This is a genomic window from Pseudoduganella sp. R-32, assembly GCF_049913245.1.
Taxonomy (GTDB): Bacteria; Pseudomonadota; Gammaproteobacteria; order Burkholderiales; family Burkholderiaceae_D; genus Rugamonas.
The window spans coordinates 4775110-4796948 of sequence record NZ_CP183987.1 but is presented as its reverse complement, the minus strand read 5'-3'; the positions used below and the strand labels follow the sequence as shown (position 1 = coordinate 4796948).

Annotated in this window: 22 protein-coding genes; 17 read left to right on the top strand and 5 right to left on the bottom strand. The window is 61.9% G+C overall.

Translation table 11 applies throughout. From position 1 onward, the window contains the following. Positions 1-27: 27 nt before the first annotated feature. From ACN9MU_RS21680 to clpB, 3 genes are read left to right on the top strand one after another with little or no spacing between them, the layout of a single operon-like run. Positions 28-2625, top strand: coding sequence for a DUF349 domain-containing protein (locus ACN9MU_RS21680; protein ID WP_426343443.1), 2598 nt, complete (start codon positions 28-30; stop codon positions 2623-2625). Beyond that, positions 2622-3074: a molybdopterin synthase catalytic subunit MoaE gene (gene moaE, locus ACN9MU_RS21675; protein ID WP_426343442.1), complete on the top strand. Its 453-nt coding sequence runs from the start codon at positions 2622-2624 to the stop codon at positions 3072-3074. Before ACN9MU_RS21680 ends, moaE begins: the two co-directional genes overlap by 4 nt. A gap of 54 nt (positions 3075-3128) precedes the next feature. After that, positions 3129-5711 (top strand): ATP-dependent chaperone ClpB, encoded by a 2583-nt coding sequence (clpB, locus tag ACN9MU_RS21670; protein ID WP_426343441.1) that lies wholly within the window; start codon positions 3129-3131, stop codon positions 5709-5711. A gap of 2 nt (positions 5712-5713) precedes the next feature. Here clpB and ACN9MU_RS21665 read toward each other — a convergent pair whose 3' ends face one another. Then, on the bottom strand, positions 5714-6229 hold the full coding sequence (locus ACN9MU_RS21665) for a hypothetical protein (RefSeq protein WP_426336096.1): 516 nt from the start codon (positions 6227-6229) through the stop codon (positions 5714-5716). Positions 6230-6275: 46 nt separating this feature from the next. On the opposite strand from ACN9MU_RS21665, the gene ACN9MU_RS21660 reads away from it, so the two are divergent. Continuing rightward, on the top strand, positions 6276-6854 hold the full coding sequence (locus ACN9MU_RS21660; RefSeq protein WP_426318533.1) for an HD domain-containing protein: 579 nt from the start codon (positions 6276-6278) through the stop codon (positions 6852-6854). Positions 6855-6922: 68 nt separating this feature from the next. Here ACN9MU_RS21660 and ACN9MU_RS21655 read toward each other — a convergent pair whose 3' ends face one another. Beyond that, entirely contained in the window at positions 6923-7717 is a 795-nt protein-coding gene (locus tag ACN9MU_RS21655; RefSeq protein WP_426162496.1) for an AraC family transcriptional regulator, read from the bottom strand. A gap of 99 nt (positions 7718-7816) precedes the next feature. On the opposite strand from ACN9MU_RS21655, the gene ACN9MU_RS21650 reads away from it, so the two are divergent. From ACN9MU_RS21650 to aceA, 3 genes are all read left to right on the top strand, one after another. Next, positions 7817-9025: an MFS transporter gene (locus ACN9MU_RS21650; protein WP_426162495.1), complete on the top strand. Its 1209-nt coding sequence runs from the start codon at positions 7817-7819 to the stop codon at positions 9023-9025. 37 nt (positions 9026-9062) lie between these two features. Next, positions 9063-9557, top strand: a complete 495-nt coding sequence (gene rraA, locus ACN9MU_RS21645; protein ID WP_426343440.1) for a ribonuclease E activity regulator RraA — start codon at positions 9063-9065, stop codon at positions 9555-9557. Positions 9558-9804: 247 nt separating this feature from the next. After that, a complete protein-coding gene (aceA, locus tag ACN9MU_RS21640; RefSeq protein ID WP_426318532.1) occupies positions 9805-11106 on the top strand; it encodes an isocitrate lyase in 1302 nt (433 codons plus the stop codon). On the opposite strand, the gene ACN9MU_RS21635 is transcribed toward aceA, so the two are convergent. Continuing rightward, positions 11103-11561, bottom strand: a complete 459-nt coding sequence (locus tag ACN9MU_RS21635; protein WP_426318531.1) for a GNAT family N-acetyltransferase — start codon at positions 11559-11561, stop codon at positions 11103-11105. The genes aceA and ACN9MU_RS21635 overlap by 4 nt on opposite strands. Before the next feature lie 70 nt (positions 11562-11631). Here ACN9MU_RS21635 and ACN9MU_RS21630 point away from each other — a divergent pair, with 70 nt between their 5' ends. Both ACN9MU_RS21630 and ACN9MU_RS21625 read left to right on the top strand, forming a co-directional pair. Then, complete coding sequence (locus tag ACN9MU_RS21630; RefSeq protein ID WP_426162490.1) at positions 11632-12552, top strand: 23S rRNA (adenine(2030)-N(6))-methyltransferase RlmJ; 921 nt, start codon at positions 11632-11634, stop codon at positions 12550-12552. A 67-nt stretch (positions 12553-12619) separates the two neighbouring features. Then, positions 12620-13888 (top strand): EAL and HDOD domain-containing protein, encoded by a 1269-nt coding sequence (locus ACN9MU_RS21625; RefSeq protein ID WP_426162489.1) that lies wholly within the window; start codon positions 12620-12622, stop codon positions 13886-13888. 1 nt (position 13889) lies between these two features. On the opposite strand, the gene ACN9MU_RS21620 is transcribed toward ACN9MU_RS21625, so the two are convergent. Then, positions 13890-14615, bottom strand: a complete 726-nt coding sequence (locus ACN9MU_RS21620) for an SAM-dependent methyltransferase (RefSeq protein ID WP_426162487.1) — start codon at positions 14613-14615, stop codon at positions 13890-13892. Positions 14616-14723: 108 nt separating this feature from the next. Beyond that, positions 14724-15317, bottom strand: coding sequence for a Maf-like protein (locus ACN9MU_RS21615; RefSeq protein WP_426323821.1), 594 nt, complete (start codon positions 15315-15317; stop codon positions 14724-14726). A gap of 116 nt (positions 15318-15433) precedes the next feature. Between ACN9MU_RS21615 and ACN9MU_RS21610 the strand changes: the two genes are divergently transcribed. The 8 genes from ACN9MU_RS21610 (at position 15434) to fabF (ending at position 21783) form a co-directional block, all read left to right on the top strand. Further along, complete coding sequence (locus ACN9MU_RS21610; RefSeq protein ID WP_426318529.1) at positions 15434-15931, top strand: YceD family protein; 498 nt, start codon at positions 15434-15436, stop codon at positions 15929-15931. A 133-nt stretch (positions 15932-16064) separates the two neighbouring features. Further along, complete coding sequence (gene rpmF, locus ACN9MU_RS21605; RefSeq protein ID WP_028104096.1) at positions 16065-16247, top strand: 50S ribosomal protein L32; 183 nt, start codon at positions 16065-16067, stop codon at positions 16245-16247. 83 nt (positions 16248-16330) lie between these two features. Beyond that, positions 16331-17431, top strand: coding sequence for a phosphate acyltransferase PlsX (gene plsX / locus ACN9MU_RS21600; protein WP_426318528.1), 1101 nt, complete (start codon positions 16331-16333; stop codon positions 17429-17431). After that, positions 17385-18371: a beta-ketoacyl-ACP synthase III gene (locus ACN9MU_RS21595; protein ID WP_426162483.1), complete on the top strand. Its 987-nt coding sequence runs from the start codon at positions 17385-17387 to the stop codon at positions 18369-18371. The genes plsX and ACN9MU_RS21595 overlap by 47 nt, the downstream gene beginning before the upstream one ends. 44 nt (positions 18372-18415) lie before the next feature. Further along, a complete protein-coding gene (gene fabD, locus ACN9MU_RS21590) occupies positions 18416-19357 on the top strand; it encodes an ACP S-malonyltransferase (RefSeq protein WP_426318527.1) in 942 nt (313 codons plus the stop codon). Between the two features lie 6 nt (positions 19358-19363). Continuing rightward, a complete protein-coding gene (fabG, locus tag ACN9MU_RS21585) occupies positions 19364-20116 on the top strand; it encodes a 3-oxoacyl-ACP reductase FabG (RefSeq protein ID WP_426318526.1) in 753 nt (250 codons plus the stop codon). 143 nt (positions 20117-20259) lie between these two features. After that, positions 20260-20499, top strand: a complete 240-nt coding sequence (gene acpP, locus ACN9MU_RS21580; RefSeq protein WP_028104092.1) for an acyl carrier protein — start codon at positions 20260-20262, stop codon at positions 20497-20499. 39 nt (positions 20500-20538) lie between these two features. Next, complete coding sequence (gene fabF / locus ACN9MU_RS21575; protein ID WP_426162480.1) at positions 20539-21783, top strand: beta-ketoacyl-ACP synthase II; 1245 nt, start codon at positions 20539-20541, stop codon at positions 21781-21783. Positions 21784-21839: the final 56 nt, after the last annotated feature.

Below are 21839 nucleotides of genomic sequence, written 5' to 3'. Positions count from 1 at the left end.
TGGTTTTGATCCATTCATAGCACAACTATGTTTGAGTTCCTTTTCAAGCAGCAGGCCAGCCAGGCCAGCGTTGCCGGCCAGCCGAGCCCGGGCGGGTCGCAGGCGCCGCTCGGCACTCCCGCAGAACGCCGCGCGGCGCAAGCCGAGCTGGCCCGCAACCTTGCGGGCGACGAGGCTGCTGCGGTCGAGCTCATCCTGAACAGTGAATTTGCCGACGTGCGGCTGGCGGCAGCCGAACACGTCGTCTCGCAGGCGGCGCTGGAGAAAGTGCAGCAGGCGGTGCGCAACTCGGACCGCCGGGTGGCCAAGTTGGTGCAAGGACGCCTGGACGCCATCCGCCATGTGCAGGCCGAACAGAAGCAGGCGCAGGCCTGTATTGCTCTGGCGCAGCGCTTGTTGGCTGATGAAAAGTTGACGCCCAATCTGGTGGCTGACCTGGACCGTCAATGGAAGGTGGTCGATGCCGCGCCGTCTGCTGCGGCTGAATTTACCCATATCCGCGATGCGCTGGGCGAACGCCTCGAAGCACAGGTCTCCCTGCAGCGAGCGATGATCGATGCGCTGGCAGCCTTGCGCAAGCATCCCGATTCCGTCGAACTGGAGCGCCTGGCCAGCGAACATGCGGCACACCTGGCCTCGCCCGAGCGCGGATCGCTGCCGCGCCACCTGCTGAACGATTTCGATGCTGCCCTGGCTGCGGAACGCGCCGCGCAGCAGCCGGCCGCACCGCCCGCCGCCGCGCCAGCGGCAGCAGTGGCCGCCGAGGCCGCCGAGGCCGAACGCGTCCCCGCCAAGGGCGCCGCAGCAAGCGCAGTGGACGATGCCGCTCCGGCGCCTGGCGCCAGCGCGCCGCCGGTACCGCCGCATAGCGAGGCCGTCACGCACGCCGACGGCCACGATGCGCTGGCCGCCCGCCCGCCGCGCCCACCAAAGGAAAAACACAAGCCATCGCCCGCCGAGCAGGAAGCCAACCGCCAGTTCATGGACCTGGTCGAAGCGATGGAAACCGCACTGGCGCAAGGCCAGCTCCACATTGCCGCAGAGCACGATAAAACCCTGAAGGAAAGCAAGACCGGCCGCCTGTCGCCAGCCCAGGCCGAGCGCCTGGCCCATGCGCGGGCCGACTTCAAGCGCCTGGGCGACTGGGCGCGCTGGGGCGGCAATGTCTCGCGTGAAGAGCTGGTGCACGCCGTCGAAAGCCTGCCTGCCGAGGGCCTGGGGATGAGCGAGCTGGCCAAGAAGGTCGGCAGCATGCGCGAACGCTGGAAGGCGCTGGACGGCGTATCCGGCGCCGCGCCCAAGTCCTTGTGGGAAAAATTCGACGCCGCCTGCACCGCCGCATACGCTCCAGCCGCCGCCCACTTCAAGCACCTGGCCGACGAGCGCCACGCTAATGCGGCGAAAGCGCAACAATTGGTCGACGAGGCAAATGCCCTGATCGCCAAGGACAGCGCGCAACTGGAGGCTGCGGGCGGCGCCCAGGTCGACCGCGAGGAATCGGCCTCTGGCAACCTGCCGCACACGCACGACTGGCGCAGCCTGGCATCGTCGACGCAACGCCTGCGCCAGGCCTGGAGCCGCCTGGGTACGATCGACCGCAAGGACAAGAAACGGCTGGACGCGGCCTTCAGCAAGGCGATGGACGCGCTGATGGCGCCCCTCGAGTCGCAGCGCAAGATCGAAGTGGCGCGCCGCGAGCAATTGATCGAAGAGGTGGGCAAGCTCAATCCGCTGGACCGCCACACCATCGACACCTTGCGCCGCCTGCAGGAGTCCTGGCAGGGCCATGCCCGCGCCTTGCCGCTGGAGCGCAAGACCGAGCAGGCTTTGTGGCAGAAATTCCGTGCCGCCTGCGACCAGATTTTCGCCAGGCGCAAGGAACACGCCCACGCAGCGGACCACGAACGCAAGGCCCACTTGCACGCGCGCGAAGCGATTTGCGCCGGCCTCGAGTCGGCGGCCTTCGAAGGCGACGACAAGGCCGTCCTGGCGGCCATCGGCAAGGCCCTGAAAGATGCTGCCGCCGCATGGCATGCTTCCGGCGTGGTGCCGCGCGCCAGCGAGCAGAAGATCGACCAGCGCTACCGCGCCGCCGTCGGCGCCTTGCAAGCGCAGGCTGACGCCATCCGCAAGCGCGCCGGCGCGGCACAAGCCAACGCCCTGCGTGAAAAGCTGCGCTTGGCACAGGCACTGGAAAGCGCGCTGGCCGGAGCCGGCGAAATCGACAGCGCCGACTGGAACAATCGTTGGCAATCCCTGGCAGCCCTGCCGGCCGAGCAGGAGCGCACCTTGCGCGCCCGCTTCGACGCCGCGCTGAAAGCAGCCGGGGAGGGCGCTGCTGCGCGCTCCGCCTACGCCGGCCAACTGGAAACCAACCGTCAACGCCTGCTGTCCGAAGTGCTGCGCCTCGAAATCATGGCCGGCATCGACAGCGGCGCCGAATTTGCGAAAGACCGATTGAAAATGCAGGTAGAAGTGTTGCAATCCTCCCTCAAGTCCGGCCAGAAGCCGGCCAGCCACGCCGCCCAGTTCCTTGCCTTGTGTGCCATGCCCGCACTGGCGGACGCACGTACTGCCAGCCGCATCGAGCAGCTGTTCCGCAAGACCGGGGCGGAGGGTAAATGAGCGAAGTAAGCATCCAGGAAGAAGATTTCGACCTGTCGCATGAAGTGGCGCAACTGCGCGCCGGGAACGCCAAGGTTGGCGCTATAGTCAGCTTCGTTGGCACGGTGCGCGACCTGAACGAGGGCGCCGCGGTTGCCGAAATGGAGCTGGAGCATTACCCGGGCATGACCGAGCAGTCGATCCAGGCCATTATCGACCAGGCCAAGGCCCGCTGGCCGATCTATGGTGCGCTGGTCATTCATCGCGTCGGGCCGCTCAAGCCCATGGACCAGATCGTGCTGGTGGCGGTCACGTCACCGCACCGGGGCGAGGCCTTCTCGGCTTGTGAATTTATTATCGATTACCTCAAGACCGAGGCGCCGTTCTGGAAGAAGGAACAGACGCCCGAGGGCGCCCGCTGGGTTGATGCACGCACGAGCGACGACGATGCGTTAAAGAAGTGGTCTTGAAATGTAACAACGCATCCTCATGTTGTCCTTGACAATTCATCAGGAGCGTTTGAAATGCGCCAAGACAAACTCACAACAAAACTGCAAGAAGCACTCGCCGATGCCCAGAGCCTGGCCGTCGGCAACGACAACCAATACATTGAACCCGCACACCTGCTGCTGGCCCTGTTGAACCAGGAAGACGGCGGCGCGCGCTCGCTGCTGCAGCGCGCCGGCGTGAATGTCGGCGGGCTGGCCCAGGCGTTGAAGCATGCGCTGGAGCGCATGCCCAAGGTGTCCGGCGGCGACGTGACGGTCAGCCGCGAGTTCGTCAATATGCTGAACCAGGCCGACCGCGAAACCCAGAAGCGCGGCGACCAGTTCGTTTCCAGCGAAATGGTGCTGCTGGCAATTGCTGAAGACAAGGGCGACGCCGGCAAGCTGGCACGCGAGAACGGCCTGCAGCGCAAAGCCCTGGAAACCGCCATCGACGCCGTGCGCGGCGGCGCCAAGGTCGATTCGCAGGAAGCGGAAGGCCAGCGTGAAGCCCTCAAAAAATACACCCTCGACCTGACCGAGCGCGCCCGCATGGGCAAGCTGGACCCGGTGATCGGCCGCGACGACGAGATCCGCCGCGCCATCCAGGTGCTGCAGCGCCGTACCAAGAACAACCCCGTGCTGATCGGTGAACCGGGCGTGGGCAAGACCGCCATCGTGGAAGGCCTGGCCCAGCGCATCGTCAACAATGAGGTGCCGGACTCCCTGCGCGGCAAGCGCGTGCTGTCGCTGGACATGGCGGCCCTGCTGGCCGGCGCCAAGTACCGCGGCGAGTTCGAGGAGCGCCTGAAATCCGTGCTGAAGGAGCTGGCGCAGGACGAGGGCCAGACCATCGTCTTCATCGACGAGCTGCACACCATGGTCGGCGCCGGCAAGGCCGAAGGCGCCATGGACGCCGGCAATATGCTGAAGCCTGCGCTGGCGCGCGGCGAACTGCATTGCCTCGGCGCGACCACGCTCGACGAATACCGCAAATACATCGAAAAGGATGCCGCGCTGGAGCGCCGCTTCCAAAAGATCCTGGTCGACGAGCCAAGCGTGGAGGCCACCATCGCCATCCTGCGCGGTTTGCAGGACAAGTACGAGCTGCACCACAAGGTGGAGATCACCGACCCGGCGATCATCGCGGCGGCGGAGCTGTCGCACCGCTACATCACCGACCGCTTCCTGCCCGACAAGGCGATCGATCTGATCGACGAAGCCGCGTCCAAGATCAAGATCGAGATCGACTCCAAGCCGGAGGTGATGGACAAGCTCGAACGCCGCCTGATCCAGCTCAAGATCGAGAAGGAAGCGGTCAAGCGCGAAAAGGACGAAGGCTCGCGCGCCCGCCTGCAACTGCTGGACGATGAAATCGCCAAGCTGCAGCGCGAATACAACGATTACGAGGAAGTGCTGAAGGCTGAAAAAGCCAATGTGCAAGGCACTACCCACATCAAGGAGGAAATCGAACGCATCAAGCAGCAGATGGAAGAGGCGACCCGCGCTTCCAACTGGCAGCGCGTGTCCGAGCTCCAGTACGGCAAGCTGCCGGAGCTGGAGTCGCAACTGAAGCAGGCCGAAGCCGCCGGCGCCGCCGAGCAGGCGGGCGACAAGCCGAAGCTGCTGCGCACCCAGGTCGGGGCGGAGGAAATCGCCGAGGTGGTATCGCGCGCGACCGGCATTCCCGTGTCGCGCATGATGCAGGGCGAGCGCGACAAGCTGCTGCACATCGAAGAGAAGCTGCACGAGCGCGTGGTGGGACAGGACGAAGCGATCAGCGCGGTGGCCGACGCCATCCGACGTTCGCGCGCCGGCCTGTCGGACCCGAACCGTCCGTACGGCTCCTTCATGTTCCTCGGCCCGACCGGCGTCGGCAAGACCGAGCTGACCAAGGCGCTGGCGAACTTCCTGTTCGATTCGGAGGAATCGCTGATCCGCATCGACATGAGCGAATTCATGGAGAAGCATTCGGTGGCCCGCCTGATCGGCGCGCCGCCAGGCTATGTGGGTTACGACGAGGGCGGCTACCTGACCGAAGCCGTGCGCCGCAAGCCTTACAGCGTGATCCTGCTGGACGAGATCGAGAAAGCGCACCCGGACGTGTTCAACGTGCTGCTGCAAGTGCTGGATGACGGCCGCATGACGGACGGGCAGGGCCGCACCGTGGACTTCAAGAACACGGTGGTGATCATGACCTCGAACCTGGGCTCGCAGAAGATCCAGTCGCTGGACGAATCCGATCCGGCAGTGGTGAAGCTGGCGGTGATGGCCGAGGTGCGTGGCCACTTCCGTCCGGAGTTCATCAACCGGATCGACGAGATCGTGGTGTTCCACGGCCTGGACGACAAGCATATCGGTTCGATTGCCCGCATCCAGCTGCAGATCCTGGAGCAGCGCCTGAAGCGCATGGACATGGGGATGGAAGTCACCGACGCGGCCCTGCAGAAGATCGCCGAGGCGGGCTACGACCCGGTGTACGGTGCGCGTCCGCTGAAGCGCGCGGTGCAGCAGCAGATCGAAAATCCGTTGTCGAAACTGATCCTGGAAGGCCGCTTTGGGCCGAAAGACACGATCCGCATCGATGCCGAGGGCAACGAGCTGGCCTTCCGCAAGGCTTGAGCTCAGCGGCAAGGGGCGCGGCAGTCGACTGACCGCCGCCCCTTGACTTCACCCGTGGCGCCCCATATCTGTTCTTCAAAACAGCTGTCGTTGATCTTCACCCTGCGAATGACCCAGCCGTTGGGCAGCGTCCATTGACAGATGATCTCTTCACGCTGGCGCGCCCGTGGCGCCTGGGCCATTGCATTGCCGATCAGGCTGAAGCTGCCTGCGCTGCGCAGGCCGAATAGCTCCACCGGCACCCAGCGGTAGGCCCGCTTGTCGCCGGGGCCGATAAACCGGACCAGGACATCGCCCGATTTGCAGATCGTGGCCGAGGTCTGCACATTGAATTCGTTCACGACGCCGGCGAAGGGCGCCTCGACGCAGCTGATATTCCTGGTCCAGAGTGCGAACTGTTTGTCGCCTTCACTGGACTTGAGATAATCGGTGACGACAGGGATAAGGGCAATGGCCAGTCCGGGATAGACCAGCAGCCATTGCCACCATTTATCTAGCAGCTTGAATCCTGGTGACATACAACCTCCAAATTGCGTAAACTCGTGGCTCTGACAGGAGCACACCATGAATGAGTCAATGTTGGCGGGCCGGCTGGAATTCCTGCGCGAAGCGGAACGGCTGAAGAGCGTCCTGCGCAGCGGTTTCACTTCGACCGGACGGCCGGAAAGCACCGCCGAGCATAGTTGGCGGCTGGCGCTGATGGCGCTGGTGTTCGCCGACGAACTGCCTGGGCTGGATCTCGCCCGCGTGCTGAAGCTGTGCATCGTGCACGACCTCGGCGAAGCGATCCATGGCGACATTCCTGCGATCCACCAACACGCCCATCCCGGCAAGTCAGCGCAGGAACGCGAAGACTTGCATACCCTGACGCGCGACCTCGACCCGCCACTGCGCGCGGAAATCATTGCCCTGTGGGACGAGTATGAAGCCGCCGCCACGCCAGAAGCCCAGGCGGTGAAAGCCTTCGACAAGCTGGAAACCATCCTCCAGCACAACCAGGGCGATAATCCGCCCGATTTCGACTATGCCTTCAACCTGGGGTACGGCCGCAAGCACACAGCTACGGCGCCTTTGTTCGTGAGGCTGCGGGAGATGCTCGACGCCGAGACCGCGTCGCGCCACCAGTCCGCGTCTCCGAAGTGAGTGTAGGCAGCGCAAACGCGGGCAGGCAAGCGCGGCCGGGAGGCCATCGACAGCAGGTTTGATTTTTATCAGATGCGGGTGTTGAAAAACTCGGTAGGCGGGCAGCCGAAGGTCTTGCGGAACATGGCGGTGAAGGCGGACTGGCTTGAATAGCCCAGCGCATCGGCGACCTGCGACAAGGGCATGCCGCTGGAAATCATCGGCGCGGCATGTGCGAGCCGGGCCTGCTGGCGCCACTGGCCGAAACTCATGCCCAGTTCCTTTTCAAACAGGCGCGCCAGCGTGCGCTCCGATGCGCCAGCCTTGCTTGCCCATTCTTCCAGAGTGTGCGTTGCGCCCGGATCGGCGAGCAGGGCATCGCACAGGCTTTTCAGTCGCTTGTCGCGCGGCATGGGGACGCGGATCGGACGCGTGGCCAGGTGCGGCAATTCGTCCAGGATCAGCTTGCAGAGCAGCTGGGAGCGGTGGGTCGGGACCTCCGGATCTTCCAGCTCCAGTGCCACGACCAGCTCGCGCAGCAGCGGCGAGACTTCGAGCACCTTGCACGGTTCACCGGGGAAGGGGTCGTAAGACGACACGACGTAGACCGGGCGCAGGCGCGCGGTTTCGATCACGCTCAGCGAGTGCTCGACATTGGCGGCGGTCCAGATGGCGCGCTGCGGCGGCACGATCCAGCTGCTGTCCATCGCATTCACGCGGATGACGCCCTCCAGCGCCAGGGTCAGTTGGGCGCAGTCGTGGGTATGCGCCTGCAGTGACCGTTCGCTGACCAGGTCGCGGGCGATCATGGTGACAGGCTGCACGGCGCTCGGCTCACGGCGGCTTTCGTGCGGGCCGGTATGGGTGACGATCTTGATCGGCATGGGATGGCGGTTTTGCGATAAATGATGTCATCCTAGCTCAAAACAGACGGGCGATGTTTTTCTAAAATGTTTCCATTCTTTATACGAATGAGGCACAGAATGGATAAGCAAACCTTACGCACGGATGCCCGCGTGATCGGCCTGGTCGGGCTGGCGCATGGCGTCTCGCATTTCTATCACCTGATCCTGGCTGCCCTGTTTCCCTGGCTGAAGACGGCTTTCGGCCTGAGCTACTCGGAGCTGGCCTTGCTGATGACGGTGTTCTTTGTGGTGTCGGGCATTGGCCAGGCCCTGGCCGGCTTTGTGGTGGACCGGGTCGGCGCGCGCCGCGTGCTGTTTTCAGGCATGGCGATGCTAGGGGTATCGGCGCTGGTGCTGTCGAATGCCCAGAATTATGCCGGCCTGGTGGCGGGCGCGCTGATGGCGGGCATGGGCAACAGCATCTTCCACCCGGCGGACTACACGATCCTCAACCAGCGCGTGTCGCGCGACCGCCTGGCGCATGGTTTTTCCGTGCATGGCATCAGCGGCAGCATTGGCTGGGCTGCCGCGCCGCTGTTCCTGACTGGCGTGGCCAGTGCCACGGATTGGCGTACCGCCTTGCTGTCGGCTGCAGCGCTGCCCGCGATCGTGCTGGCGATCCTGTGGTGGAACCGCGCAGCCTTGCGCCCTGATCCTGTCATTCATCACGCCGCCGGCGCGCGGCAGGGCGGCTCGTTTGATTTCCTGCGACTGCCTTCGGTGTGGATGTGCTTTGGCTTCTTCTTCCTGACTGCGCTGGCGTTGGGCGGCATCCAGAGTTTCGCCTCGACCGGACTGGTCAAGCTGTACGGCATGTCGCTGGCGATGGCGACCAGCGCCTTCACGGCCTATATGCTGGCGTCCGCGGTTGGCATGATGCTGGGCGGCTTCCTCGGTGCTGGGCGCAAGAACCACGACCGTACCATTGCCGCCGCCTTCGCGCTGGCCGCCGTCCTGGCCCTGCTGCTTGGCATGGCGGTGGTTCCCGCTTGGGGTGCCGTAGCCTTGATGGCGCTGGTCGGCTTTTTCTCCGGCATTGCAGGACCATCGCGCGACTTGATGATCCGCGCCGCAGCGCCGAAGAATGCCACGGGCCGCGTGTACGGCGTGGTGTATTCCGGCCTGGATAGCGGCCTGTCGGTCGGGCCTCTGCTATTCGGCCTGATGATGGACGCAGGCAAGCCGCAGTACGTCTTCGCCGGCATCGCCTTTTTCCTGCTGCTGGCCATCGCTACCGCGACCGGCGTTGGCAGCCGTACCCGCGCCACCGCCAACGTTGCAGCCTGATATAGTCGTGTCATCTTCCATAACCGCGAGTAATGCCATGAGTTTTGCCACGACAGACCTTTGTGACGACAATCCTGCGATGCTGGACGACGGCAGCCTGCAAGTCCTGTCTCCATTCTTCCGCCACTTCGGCAAGCGAGCCAAGTTTTCCGGGCCGGCTGCGACGCTGAAAGTGCATGAGGATAATGCGCTGGTGCGTGCGACCCTCGAAACCCAGGGCGGGGGCAGGGTGCTGGTAATCGATGGCGGCGGCAGCCTGCGCCGGGCGCTTGTCGGCGGCCAGCTTGGCCTGCTGGCGCAGAACAACGGCTGGGCAGGCGTGATTGTCGATGGCTGCGTGCGCGATAGCGCGGAGCTGGCGGAGTGCGACGTCGGCATCATGGCCTTGGCGACGCATCCCCAGCGTAGTGCGCGTGACGGCGTCGGCAAGCGCGATGTGAATGTGCAGATTGCTGGCGTCGCAGTGTGCCCCGGCGACTGGATCTATGCGGATGCGGATGGTGTGCTGGTGGCCAAGCAAAAGCTCGCCTGATACTGGTGCGCTTTCCACCATGTGAAATCATCATTTCATGCGATGGAAAGTGCGTCAAATCAAGAAACCTTGTTTCTCTCGAAAGGAGAAATGGCGTTCCGCATCATGGAACATGCGCCTCAAGTGTTTGATTTTGCGCGAATAAAAGGCGCTTATATGTCTTATATAAGACGTGTTGCACCAGAACAATCACGCCTAAGATATCTCTAACGGTTTTCGTTTTCTAACGCTTTCGTAGGAGATCATCATGGCTACTCGCGCCGAACAAATCGCTGCCCTGCAGCACGACTGGGATACCAATCCACGCTGGAAGGGAGTCACTCGCACATACACCGCCGGAGACGTGGTGCGCCTGCGCGGCTCGCTGGCCATCGAGCACACCCTGGCCAAGCGCGGCGCGGAAAAGCTGTGGGACCTGGTGAACAACGAACCCTTCGTCAATGCGCTGGGCGCGTTGACCGGCAACCAGGCCATGCAGCAGGTGAAGGCCGGCCTGAAGGCGATCTACCTGTCAGGCTGGCAGGTGGCTGGCGATGCCAACCTGGCGGGCGAGATGTATCCGGACCAGTCGCTGTATCCTGCCAATTCGGTGCCGATGGTTGTCCGCCGCATCAACAATACCTTCCAGCGCGCCGACCAGATCCAGTGGTCTGAGGGCAAGGACGATATCGACTTCTTCGCGCCTATCGTTGCGGACGCGGAAGCCGGCTTCGGCGGCGTGCTGAATGCCTTCGAACTGATGAAGGCCATGATCGAAGCCGGCGCTTCGGGCGTGCACTTCGAAGACCAATTGGCTTCGGTGAAAAAGTGCGGCCACATGGGAGGCAAGGTGCTGGTGCCAACCCGCGAAGCCGTCGAAAAACTGACCGCTGCGCGCCTTGCGGCTGACGTCATGGGCACCTCGACCCTGGTGATCGCCCGTACCGACGCTGAAGCGGCGGACTTGCTGACCTCCGACGTGGACCACAACGACAAGCCTTTCTGCACCGGCGAACGCACCGTGGAAGGCTTCTACAAGGTGCGCAATGGCCTGGAGCAGTCGGTTTCCCGCGCGCTGGCCTACGCTCCTTACGCTGACCTGGTGTGGTGCGAAACCGGCAAGCCTGACCTGGCATTCGCCAAGGCCTTCGCCGAAGCCGTGCATGCCAAATTCCCCGGCAAGCTGCTGGCCTATAACTGCTCGCCTTCCTTCAACTGGAAGAAAAACCTCGACGACGCGACCATTGCCAAATTCCAGAAAGAGCTGGGGGCGATGGGCTACAAGTTCCAGTTCATCACGCTGGCCGGCTTCCATTCCCTGAACTACGGCATGTTCGACCTGGCCCATGGCTATGCGCGCCGCCAGATGTCCGCCTTCGTGGAGCTGCAGGAAGCCGAATTCGCCGCGGCCGCCAAAGGATTCACCGCGGTCAAGCACCAGCGCGAAGTCGGTACGGGCTACTTCGATGCCGTGACTCAAACCATCCAGCAGGGCCAGAGTTCCACCACGGCCCTGCATGGATCGACCGAAGACGAGCAGTTCTTCGACGAGAAGAAGAAAGTCGCTTAAGTGCGAGTCATGAACACGCAGTCCAGCAGGATTCCCGAGGGATGCTGGTACTGCGTGTTCTTCATTGCTCGATAGCCGGCCGCTTCGTAGAAGGGGACTGCGTTCAGCGAAGCATAGAGGTGCAGGGCGGCGGGTTCGCCGGCCATCTGCTCCAGGGCTTTCAACAGGCATTTGCCTACGCCCTGGCCGCCAAATCGCGGTTCGACAAAGACCGCATCCACCTCATTGCTCTCCAGGTCGAGGATGGCGTATCCGGCTAGTTCGCCGTTGATATAGGCCTTGATGCCGCCGCCTTGGGCCAGCAAGGCGGGATAGGTCGAGGGCGCCGGGGCTGCGGCCCACGTGCTCAATGTGAGGGGATCGTAGTGGCCGGCGCATTGGCTGCGCAGCGCGCGGGTGCGCAATTCCCACAGGGCTGGGATGTCGGTGCTGGCCACTGGAAGAAGGGTGATCATTTGGCCAGTGTATCGCAGGCGATCATGCGCATGAGATAATGCCGGCAAATCTTATTGACCCGCTTCTCCTATGTTCAGTTACCGCCACGCGTTCCATGCCGGCAATCACGCCGACGTCCTCAAGCACTTTGTCCTGGTCCAGGTCCTCGAATACCTGAACCAGAAGGACGTCCCTTACACCTATATCGACACGCATGCCGGCGCCGGCGTTTATTCGCTGGATAGCGCGCAAGCCACCAAGACCGCTGAATTCGAGACCGGCATCGGCCCATTGTGGGATCGTGATGACCTGCCGGAACCGCTGGCCGACTACGTTCAACTGATCAAGGACCTGAACCCAAGCGGCAAACTGCGCTTCTACCCTGGTTCGCCTTACTGCGCCGAAATCGTGGCGCGCGAAGAAGACCGCCTTCGCCTGTTCGAGCTGCACCCGTCGGACGCCAAGATCCTGGCCGACAATTTCCACAAGCTGGAGCAGCACCAGGCGGCCAATGGCCGCCGGCCTGCTGCGCGCGGCAAGCGTGTGATCGTCAACAAGGCGGATGGTTTCCTGGGCGTGAAGGCGTTGCTGCCGCCGCCATCGCGCCGCGGCATCGTGCTGTGCGATCCTCCCTATGAGGACAAGCAGGACTACAAGAAGGTCACTGACATGCTGAACGATGCGCTGAAGCGCTTCCCGACCGGCACGTATGCGGTCTGGTATCCGGTGCTGCAGCGCATTGAGGCGCGCAACTTCGCCGAGCGCCTGAAGCACTTGCCGGCCAAGAGCTGGCTGAACGTGACCCTGTGCATCAGCACGCCAACCCCGGACGGCATCGCGCTGCATACGAGCGGCATGTTCCTGCTGAATCCTCCGTACACGCTGGAGCCGATGCTGCGCCAGGTGATGCCCTACCTGGTGCAGGTTTTGGGCCGTGATGCCGGTGCGCAGTTCACGCTGGAGAGTGGCGAGGCGGCCACAAGCAAGAAGGTCCCGCAGCGCACAACATAAAAATGTTGCCAGGACTGCACTAATGGGTATAGTCTTGACACCATGAGTCTTAACAATGGGGAAACCCATGACAGCCGTGGTTGAAAGTGAAGTGCAGATCCCAATGCCGTATGCCAATCAGTTCTTCTTGGCACGGCAACCCATCCTCAACCGCAGCCAGCGGCTCGTGGCCTACGAGCTGCTCTACCGAAATGCCGAAGTCCACGAAGCCCGTGTGACGGACGGAACCCATGCCACTGCCTCCGTGATTGCCCATGCTTCCGAGCTGGGCATGGAGCAGGTCGTGGGCGACCAGCTCGCTTTCGTCAATGTCGACACGACGGGATTGATGAGCGATTTCATTCACTTCCTGCCGAATGACAAGGTCATCCTCGAGGTGCTGGAGTCGGTCGAGCCGACGCCGGACGTGCTGAAGCGGGTGCAGGAACTGAAGCAGGCGGGCTACAAGTTCGCCCTCGACGATGTGGCGGGGGAGAGTGATGCCGTGACGGCGTTACGTCCCTTGATGGATGTGATCAAGGTCGACATCAAGCAGATCGAGCGCGGCAGCCTGCCGGCCCTGGCGCGCAACTTGCGCAACCCCAACCAGAAGCTGTTGGCCGAGAAGGTGGAGACGGTCGAGGAGTTCCGCGAGTGCATGGACCTGGGTTTTGAATACTTCCAGGGTTATTATTTCGCGCGGCCGGTGATCCTGAGCGGGAAGAAGATTACGCCATCTCAGCTCTCCATCATGCACTTGCTCGATTTGCTGAACCAGGATGCGGACCAGCGCGAAGTGGAGCGCAGCGTCAAGCATGACCCCCTGATTTCCCTGAACCTGTTGCGCCTGGTGAATACCCCGGCGGTGGGTGCGCGCTTCCGCATCAATTCCGTCGGGCATGCCCTGATCGTGCTGGGGCGCCGGCAGTTGCAGCGCTGGCTGCAGATCCTGCTGTATGTGAAAGGCTCGGAATTCGACTCGCCCTTGCTGCAAATGGCGACCACGCGCGGCAAGACCATGGAGCTGGTGATGGGGCATGTGCGGCCGTCGGAACGGGTGGCGGCTGACATTGGTTTTACGGTCGGCATCATGTCGCTGATGGATGCGCTGTTCTCGGTGCGCATGGGCGAAATCCTCGACAGCGTCAATGTGCTGGACGAGGTGCGCGATGCGCTGTTGCATCGCGAGGGGGATTATGGCGATGTGCTGCGCCTGATCGAGCTGATCGAGCGGGCGCAGGAGGGGCGGGAACTGACCGGCATCCTGCACAAGCTGGACCTGGCGCCTTCGGCGCTGTATGCGCTGCAGCGCGAGGCGTTTGAGTGGGTCAATGAGTATGCCCACTCGGTTCAATAGCTTATTGGGCCAGTAGCAGGAACACCGTTGGCTTCTTGTGGAAATCCGGCGCCTTGCCGGAGTCGAGCAGGCCCTTCCATTGCGCGCCCGTGCGGGTGCGAATCGTTTCCGTTGGCAGGCTGATGTCGGTGGCCACGCAGATCAGCGTGCTGCCGGTGCATGCGCTGACCAGTGCTTCCAGCATGGCTGCGTTGCGGTAGGGTGTTTCGATGAAGAGCTGCGTTTGCTTTTCCTGGCGGGAGCGCGTTTCCAGTTCTTTCAGGCGCTTGGCACGTTGCGCAGCGTCGGTCGGCAGGTAGCCGTTGAAGGCGAAACTTTGTCCGTTCAGGCCGCTGGCCATCACGGACATCAGGATGGAGGAGGGGCCGACCAGCGGACGGACCGGGATGCTGTTGGCGTGGGCCAGGCGGACCAGGTCGGCGCCCGGGTCGGCGACTGCAGGGACGCCGGCTTCGGACAACAGGCCGACGTCGTGGCCAGCTTTCAGGGGTTCGAGCAAGGCTTGCAGTGCGGTTTGCGGCGTGTTGATGTTCAGTTCGCTGATCGCGATTTCCTGGATGGGCTTGGCGGTGCCGACTTGCTTCAGGAAGGCGCGGGCGGTTTTGGCGTTTTCGGCGACGAAGTGGGTGAGATGGGAGGTCAGTTGCTGCACGTGCTGGGGGATGACCTGGTCCAGGGAGTCGGTGGGGCCGAGGGTGTTGGGGATGAGGTATAGGGTGCCGTTCATGTTTTTAAACCGGTGATGCGGTGTCAGACCCGCAGGGTCAGACACCGGTCTGCATACTGTGTTGGCCGGTGCGCCGTTGGTGTCTGACCCTGTGGGTCGGACACCGGTCTACCGGTTTTGGAAAAAGCTGACGCCCGCGGCGCGCAGCATGCCAGTCAAGGCGATCAGCGGCAAGCCCGTGAGTGCCGTCGGATCGCTGGAATCGATCCGCTCCAGGATCGCAATTCCCAGCGCCTCGTTTTTCGCGCTTCCGGCACAATCATAGGGCTGCTCGATGCGCAGGTAGGCATCCAGTTCCTCGTCCGGCAAATCGCGGAACTTGACCACGGTCTGGATGTCTTCAAGCTGGTGCGTATTGTTGCGCCCATCCCACACGCAAAGCGCGGTATGAAACACCACTTCACGCCCGCGCATTTTTTGCAGCTGGGCGAGGGCATTGGCATGATTGCCAGGTTTGCCGATTTGCTCATCGTCCAAAGTGGCGACCTGGTCGGAGCCGATCACCAGCGCGCCAGGGTGGCGGGCAGCTACTGCGGCAGCCTTTTCACGGGCCAGGCGCAGGGCGGTGGCAGAGGGAGTTTCGCCCGGCAGTGGGCTTTCGTCGATATCCGGCACATCGACCGAGAACGGCAAATGCAGCCGCGCCAGCAGTTCCCGCCGATAGGCCGAACTGGAAGCAAGAATGATGTTGGTTGTTTTCATCAGGGAAATGTTATATGCTCTCTGCGCCGTAGAAAAACAGCGAAAGTCTCGCAAGTCTTTGACGCGGCGTGGAAAATCCTGTTATTATCGCAGGTTTTCGAGGGAAATTTTAGCCAATGAATGCTTTTGAGATCGACGCCTTTGAATTCTGTCGGACCAACAGCAGCAAGGAAGGGGTAACGCCCGTCGCTGAAATGACCCGGCTTAGCAAGGAATGCGCTAACACTTCCGGTGAGTTGACCTGGAAGGTGGAGGGTGGTTCCAGCAAACAGGGCTTCCCGCAGATGCGCCTGACCGTTGCCGGCAAAGTGCAATTGGTGTGCCAGCGCTGCCTGACCCCGTTTGATTACGACATCGATTCGTCGACGCTCCTGATGCTCGGCAAGGACGACGAGGATGCGGACGAGATCGAGGAAATCATTGATGATGAAAGCATTGACGTGATCGTCGGTGCGCGCTCCATGAATCTCATGGACCTGGTGGAAGATGAGGCCCTGCTTGCCTTGCCGCAGTCGCCGAAGCACGAAGTGTGTCCTGATACCTCGCTGGTCGACTCTGCGAAGAATGAGAAGGCGTCGCCCTTCGCCGGCCTGAAAGGCCTGAAAACGAATTAATCAGTTTGTAGTAGCAAAGAACGTGTCAAAACGCGTGCAGTAATCGAGTTTGGCATGGATGTAAAAGCTCGATTCGCATGTTTTTGCGCATCGGATGTGTTAAAATCTTAGAACTTTAGTATTAGGAGTCATCATGGCTGTTCAACAGAACAAGAAATCCCCGTCGAAGCGCGGCATGCACCGTTCGCACGATTTTCTGGTAGCACCGAACCTGGCCGTTGAGCCAACCACCGGTGAAACCCACCTGCGTCACCACATTTCGCCTAACGGCTTCTATCGTGGTCGCAAAGTGCTGAAGACCAAGAACGACGAGTAATCGACGTTTCGCTTCAGCGACAAGACAAAGCGGTGCTACGCAGGATTTTCTGACGTCGCGCCGCTTTTTCTTTGAGTTATACAATGACAATTAAAATCTCTATCGACTGCATGGGTGGCGATCACGGCCCCTCAGTTACGATCCCCGCAGCACTCTCTTTCCTCAAGCACGAACCGAATGCCGAGCTGGTCCTTGTTGGCCTGGAAGACGTCCTTCGCGCTGAACTGAAAAAGCACCACGCCGAGGCCGAGCCGCGCCTCACCGTCCTTCACGCTTCCGAACAGGTCACCATGGATGACCCGCTCGAGGTCGCTTTGCGCCGCAAGAAGGATTCGTCGATGCGCGTGGCCATTGAGCAGGTCAAGAGCGGCGCCGTTGCCGGCTGTGTTTCGGCTGGCAATACCGGCGCCCTGATGGCTGTCTCGCGCTACGTGCTGAAGACCATGGCCGGCGTCGACCGTCCGGCCATCTGCACCATCATGCCCAACAAGCTGGGCAAGCCAACCTATATGCTGGACCTGGGCGCCAACGTGGATTGCGAACCGCACCACCTGCACCAATTCGCTATCATGGGTTATGTGCTGGTGCAGGCCATGGAGGGCATCGAACGCCCGACCATCGGCTTGTTGAACGTGGGCACGGAAGACATCAAGGGCAATGAAGTGGTGAAAGCCACCGCTGCCTTGCTGCGCGCCGACCACGAGCGCGGCGCCCTGAACTTCTACGGCAACGTGGAAGGGAACGATATTTTCAAAGGTACCACCGACATCGTCGTTTGCGACGGTTTTGTCGGCAATGTGACGCTGAAGGCCATCGAAGGCCTGGCCAGCTTGTTCAAGGTGGTGCTGACCGAAGAATTCAAGCGTAACCCGATCACCATGTTGGGTGCGCTGATCGCGCGCGGTGCGCTGCGCATGATCACCCAACGCCTGAATCCTGCCCGCTTTAACGGCGCCGGCCTGCTGGGCCTGCGCGGCCTGGTATTCAAGAGCCATGGTGGGGCGGGCGTGGAAGCCTTTGAATGGGCAATCCGCCGCGCTTACGAGGCGGCGCATCATGATTTGCAAGAGCATCTGTCGGCCATGATTGCCGAACTGATGCCGCAGGAAGAGACGACACCACAAACGAGAGACACGCATGACCCTGTACAGCAAGATCGTAGGCACGGGCAGCTACCTGCCTGAGAAACGCGTCACCAACCATGAACTGGCAGCCCAGCTGGCTGCCAAGGGCATCGAGACTTCGGACGAGTGGATTGTGTCGCGCAGCGGCATTTCCGCCCGCCACTATGCGGAGCCTGAGCAGGCTTCGTCCGACCTGGGTGTGATCGCGGCCAAGCGGGCATTGGAAATGGCCGGCATGCAGCCGGACGATATCGACCTGATCATCGTTGCCAGTTCCACGCCGGACTTTTACGGCAGCTTCCCGAGCACGGCCTGCATCGTGCAGAAGAAGCTGGGCATGACCAACAACTGCGCGGCAGTGGACGTGCAGGCCGTCTGCAGCGGCTTCGTTTACGCGGTGGCGACGGCGGACAGCTTCATCAAGTCCGGCATGCACAAGAATGTGCTCGTGATCGGTGCGGAAGTGTTCTCTCGCATCCTGAATTTCGAAGATCGCACCACCTGCGTGCTGTTTGGCGATGGCGCTGGCGCCATTGTCATGAGCGCGTCGCAAGAGCCTGGCATCCTGGCGTGCAAGCTGCATGCTGACGGCCGCCATTCCGATGTGCTGCGCGTGCCGGGCAGCCTGTCCAACGGCGCGATCGACGGCAGCGCTTTCCTGTACATGGATGGCCAGGCGGTGTTCAAGCTGGCGGTGTCGGTGCTGGAGAAGGTGGCCTACGAGGCACTGGACGCGGCAGGCATGACTTCCGGCCAGATTGACTGGCTGATCCCGCACCAGGCCAATATCCGCATCATGAACGGCACCGCCAGGAAGCTGGGCATGGAGCCGGAAAAGATGGTGGTGACCGTCGACCAGCATGGCAATACTTCCGCAGCTTCGATCCCGCTGGCGCTGGATGTCGCAGTGCGCGATGGCCGCATCAAGAAGGGCGATGTGGTGATGATGGAAGGTGTAGGCGGTGGCTTTACGTGGGGTGCCGTACTGGCCCGAATGTAATAAAATGCAGTCCTTTTTAGAATAAGAAGTCTAAAGGTTGAAAGATGAATAAATTCGCGTTCGTATTCCCGGGCCAGGGTTCCCAGGCCGTGGGCATGATGGAAGGTTTTGCCGGCAATCCAGTGGTCGCACAGACCCTTGCCGAAGCTTCCGACGCATTGCAGTTCGACCTGGCCAAGCTGATTGCTGAAGGCCCGAAAGAAGAACTCGACCTGACCACCAATACCCAGCCGGTCATGCTGACCGCTGCCGTGGCAGCCTACCGCGCCTGGATCGCCGCTGGCGGCCCGGTGCCAACCGTGGTTGCCGGCCACTCGCTGGGCGAGTACTCGGCCCTGGTTGCTGCAGGCGTGATTTCCTTCAAGGATGCGGTGCCGCTGGTGCGCTTCCGCGCCCAAGCGATGCAGGAAGCCGTGCCAGTCGGGCAGGGTACCATGGCTGTGATGCTGGGCCTTTCCGATGAAGACGTGCGTGCAGCCTGCGCCGAAGCGGCGGCTGCCGTTCCTGGTGAAGTGGTGGAAGCGGTTAACTACAATGCGCCAGCGCAAGTCGTGGTCGCCGGTCACGCTGCCGCGGTCGACAAGGCCTGTGAAATCGCCAAGGCGAAAGGCGCCAAGCGCGCCATGCGCCTGCCGGTTTCCGCGCCGTTCCACAGCTCGCTGCTCAAGCCGGCTTCGGATCGCCTGCGCGAGTACATGGCTTCGATCCATTTCAACGCGCCGCAAATCCCGCTGATCAACAATGTGGATGTGGCCGTGCTGAACGACCCGGCTTCGATCAAGGACGCGCTGGTGCGCCAGGCCGCTTCCCCGGTGCGCTGGGTGGAAACCATGCAGAAAGTTGCTGCGGACGGCATCACGAATGTGGTTGAATGCGGTCCGGGCAAGGTCCTGATGGGCTTGGCCAAGCGTATCGATCCGGTCCTGGTTGGCGAGGCCATCTACGACCAGGCAACCCTCGAGCGCATGCTGGAAACCCTGAAATAAACAAGGATGACAATGACTCTCGCTAATCAAGTAGCACTGGTGACCGGCGCCTCGCGCGGCATCGGCAAGGCAATCGCGCAAGAACTGGCCCGCCAGGGCGCCAAGGTGATCGGCACCGCCACCACCGAGGCCGGCGCAGAAGCGATCTCGGCCTACCTGGCCGACATCGGCGCCGAAGCAGGCAAGGGCATGGTGCTGAACGTCACCAATGCCGAGCAGTGCGCTGCCGTCATCGACGATATCTCGAAAACCTACGGCGCCGTCGGCATCCTGGTCAACAACGCGGGCATCACGCAGGACCAGCTGGCCATGCGCATGAAGGACGAGGAGTGGGACAACGTGATCGCCACCAACCTGACTTCGGTGGGCCGCCTGTCGCGTGCTGTCCTGCGCGGCATGATGAAAGCGAAGGCTGGGCGTATCATTAACATCACCTCCGTGGTGGCATCGGCCGGCAACCCTGGCCAGATGAACTACGCTGCCGCCAAGGCTGGCGTCGAGGGCATGACCCGCGCCCTGGCCCGTGAAATCGGCAGCCGCAACATTACCGTCAACAGCGTCGCCCCCGGCTTTATCGATACCGATATGACCAAGGCGCTGGGCGAAGACCAGCATACGGCCCTGCTGACCCAGATTCCACTGGGCCGCCTGGGTAAGCCGGAAGATATCGCGGCAGCCGTCGCTTTCCTGGCCTCGCCAGCGGCCGCATATATTACCGGTACCACCCTCCACGTGAACGGTGGTATGTATATGAATTGATACGGTTATGCGGCATAATGCCGCACGATCGCATCATTTAATAGTGATTTCAACGTAGATCAAATCAAACGTCGAAATTAGTTTATAGGCGCGCAAACCTGCTAAAATGCGCGCTTTCCGTAACAACATATTGGAGCCATAACATGTCGGATATCGAACAACGCGTTAAGAAAATCGTCGCTGAACAACTGGGCGTCGCTGAAGCAGACATCAAGAACGAATCCTCTTTCGTCGACGACCTGGGCGCCGATTCCCTCGACACCGTTGAGCTGGTAATGGCACTGGAAGACGAGTTCGAAATGGAAATCCCAGACGAACAAGCTGAAAAGATCACCACCGTGCAGCAAGCGATCGACTACGCAACTGCACACGTCAAGGCCTAATCAAAGCCCTGACTCTCCGATCCACTCCGGGAGACTCGCTTGAGTTCTAAAAACCGTCGTGTAGTGGTCACCGGCCTCGGTGTTATTTCCCCCGTCGGCAACAGCGTTGCCGACGCGTGGAAAGCAATCACCGAGAGCAAGTCCGGGATCGCAAACATTACTAGTTTTGACGCGTCGGCCTTCTCCACCCGTTTCGCGGGTGAAGTGAAGGGCTTCAACGTCGAGGACTACCTCGACGCCAAAGAAGCGCGTCACATGGATAAATTCATCCACTTCGGCATGGCCGCTGGCATCCAGGCAATCCAGGATTCCGGCATCACCGTCACCGAAGAAAATGCCGATCGCATCGGCGTGATCATTGGATCCGGCATCGGCGGCCTGCCGATGATTGAAGCGCAGAAGGAAGACTACGACAAGCGCGGTCCGCGCCGTATCTCCCCATTCTTCGTGCCGGCCTCGATCATCAATATGATTTCCGGCAACCTGTCGATCAAGTACGGCATGCGCGGTCCCAACCTGTCCATCGTGACGGCTTGCACCACCGGCCTGCATTCGATCGGCGTGGCAGCCCGTGCCATTGAATATGGCGATGCGGATGTCATGATCGCCGGCGGCGCGGAATCGACCGTGTCGCCGCTGGGCCTGGGCGGTTTCGCTTCGGCTCGCGCGCTGTCCCAACGCAACGATGATCCTGCCACCGCGTCCCGCCCATGGGACATGGACCGCGACGGCTTCGTGCTGGGCGAAGGCGCCGGCGTCATGGTCCTGGAAGAGTACGAACACGCGAAAGCGCGCGGCGCCAAGATCTATGCAGAAGTGCTGGGCTTTGGCATGAGCGCCGATGCATATCACATGACCTCGCCGCTGGAAGATGGCGCTGGTGGCAGCAAGTCGGCGCAGAACGCGCTGCGCAACGCTGGCATCAACCCTGACCAGGTGAACTATGTGAACGCGCACGGCACCTCGACGCCGCAGGGCGACGTGGCGGAAGTCCAGGGTGTCAAGCGCACCTTCGGCGACCACGCCAAGAAGCTGGTTGTCAGCTCCACCAAGTCGGCCACCGGCCACCTGCTGGGCGGCGCTGGCGGCCTGGAGTCTGTGTTCACCGTACTGGCAATCCACAACCAGGTGATCCCACCGACCATCAACCTGTTCAACCAGGATCCGGCATGCGATCTGGACTTCTGCGCCAATACCGCGCGTGATGCCACGATCAACTATGCGCTGAAGAACTCCTTCGGCTTCGGCGGAACGAACGGCAGCCTGCTGTTCGCTAAAGTCTAAACGGAACTTCCAAGCCTCGCCCCGGTCTCAGTACCGGGGCGAGCGCTCCCGCTGTA

Excerpts from the sequence above, each read along its gene's own strand:
- ACN9MU_RS21625 (WP_426162489.1), top strand. The coding sequence starts at position 12,620 with ATGACAGCCGTGGTTGAAAGTGAAGTGCAGATCCCAATGCCGTATGCC.
- ACN9MU_RS21610 (WP_426318529.1), top strand. The coding sequence starts at position 15,434 with ATGAATGCTTTTGAGATCGACGCCTTTGAATTCTGTCGGACCAACAGC.
- plsX (WP_426318528.1), top strand. The coding sequence starts at position 16,331 with ATGACAATTAAAATCTCTATCGACTGCATGGGTGGCGATCACGGCCCC.
- ACN9MU_RS21595 (WP_426162483.1), top strand. The coding sequence starts at position 17,385 with ATGACCCTGTACAGCAAGATCGTAGGCACGGGCAGCTACCTGCCTGAG.
- aceA (WP_426318532.1), top strand. The coding sequence starts at position 9,805 with ATGGCTACTCGCGCCGAACAAATCGCTGCCCTGCAGCACGACTGGGAT.
- ACN9MU_RS21615 (WP_426323821.1), bottom strand. The coding sequence starts at position 15,317 with ATGAAAACAACCAACATCATTCTTGCTTCCAGTTCGGCCTATCGGCGG.
- ACN9MU_RS21665 (WP_426336096.1), bottom strand. The coding sequence starts at position 6,229 with ATGTCACCAGGATTCAAGCTGCTAGATAAATGGTGGCAATGGCTGCTG.
- ACN9MU_RS21655 (WP_426162496.1), bottom strand. The coding sequence starts at position 7,717 with ATGCCGATCAAGATCGTCACCCATACCGGCCCGCACGAAAGCCGCCGT.
- ACN9MU_RS21630 (WP_426162490.1), top strand. The coding sequence starts at position 11,632 with ATGTTCAGTTACCGCCACGCGTTCCATGCCGGCAATCACGCCGACGTC.
- ACN9MU_RS21620 (WP_426162487.1), bottom strand. The coding sequence starts at position 14,615 with ATGAACGGCACCCTATACCTCATCCCCAACACCCTCGGCCCCACCGAC.
- ACN9MU_RS21660 (WP_426318533.1), top strand. The coding sequence starts at position 6,276 with ATGAATGAGTCAATGTTGGCGGGCCGGCTGGAATTCCTGCGCGAAGCG.
- acpP (WP_028104092.1), top strand. The coding sequence starts at position 20,260 with ATGTCGGATATCGAACAACGCGTTAAGAAAATCGTCGCTGAACAACTG.
- moaE (WP_426343442.1), top strand. The coding sequence starts at position 2,622 with ATGAGCGAAGTAAGCATCCAGGAAGAAGATTTCGACCTGTCGCATGAA.
- ACN9MU_RS21680 (WP_426343443.1), top strand. The coding sequence starts at position 28 with ATGTTTGAGTTCCTTTTCAAGCAGCAGGCCAGCCAGGCCAGCGTTGCC.
- ACN9MU_RS21635 (WP_426318531.1), bottom strand. The coding sequence starts at position 11,561 with ATGATCACCCTTCTTCCAGTGGCCAGCACCGACATCCCAGCCCTGTGG.
- rpmF (WP_028104096.1), top strand. The coding sequence starts at position 16,065 with ATGGCTGTTCAACAGAACAAGAAATCCCCGTCGAAGCGCGGCATGCAC.
- rraA (WP_426343440.1), top strand. The coding sequence starts at position 9,063 with ATGAGTTTTGCCACGACAGACCTTTGTGACGACAATCCTGCGATGCTG.
- clpB (WP_426343441.1), top strand. The coding sequence starts at position 3,129 with ATGCGCCAAGACAAACTCACAACAAAACTGCAAGAAGCACTCGCCGAT.
- fabD (WP_426318527.1), top strand. The coding sequence starts at position 18,416 with ATGAATAAATTCGCGTTCGTATTCCCGGGCCAGGGTTCCCAGGCCGTG.
- fabG (WP_426318526.1), top strand. The coding sequence starts at position 19,364 with ATGACAATGACTCTCGCTAATCAAGTAGCACTGGTGACCGGCGCCTCG.
- ACN9MU_RS21650 (WP_426162495.1), top strand. The coding sequence starts at position 7,817 with ATGGATAAGCAAACCTTACGCACGGATGCCCGCGTGATCGGCCTGGTC.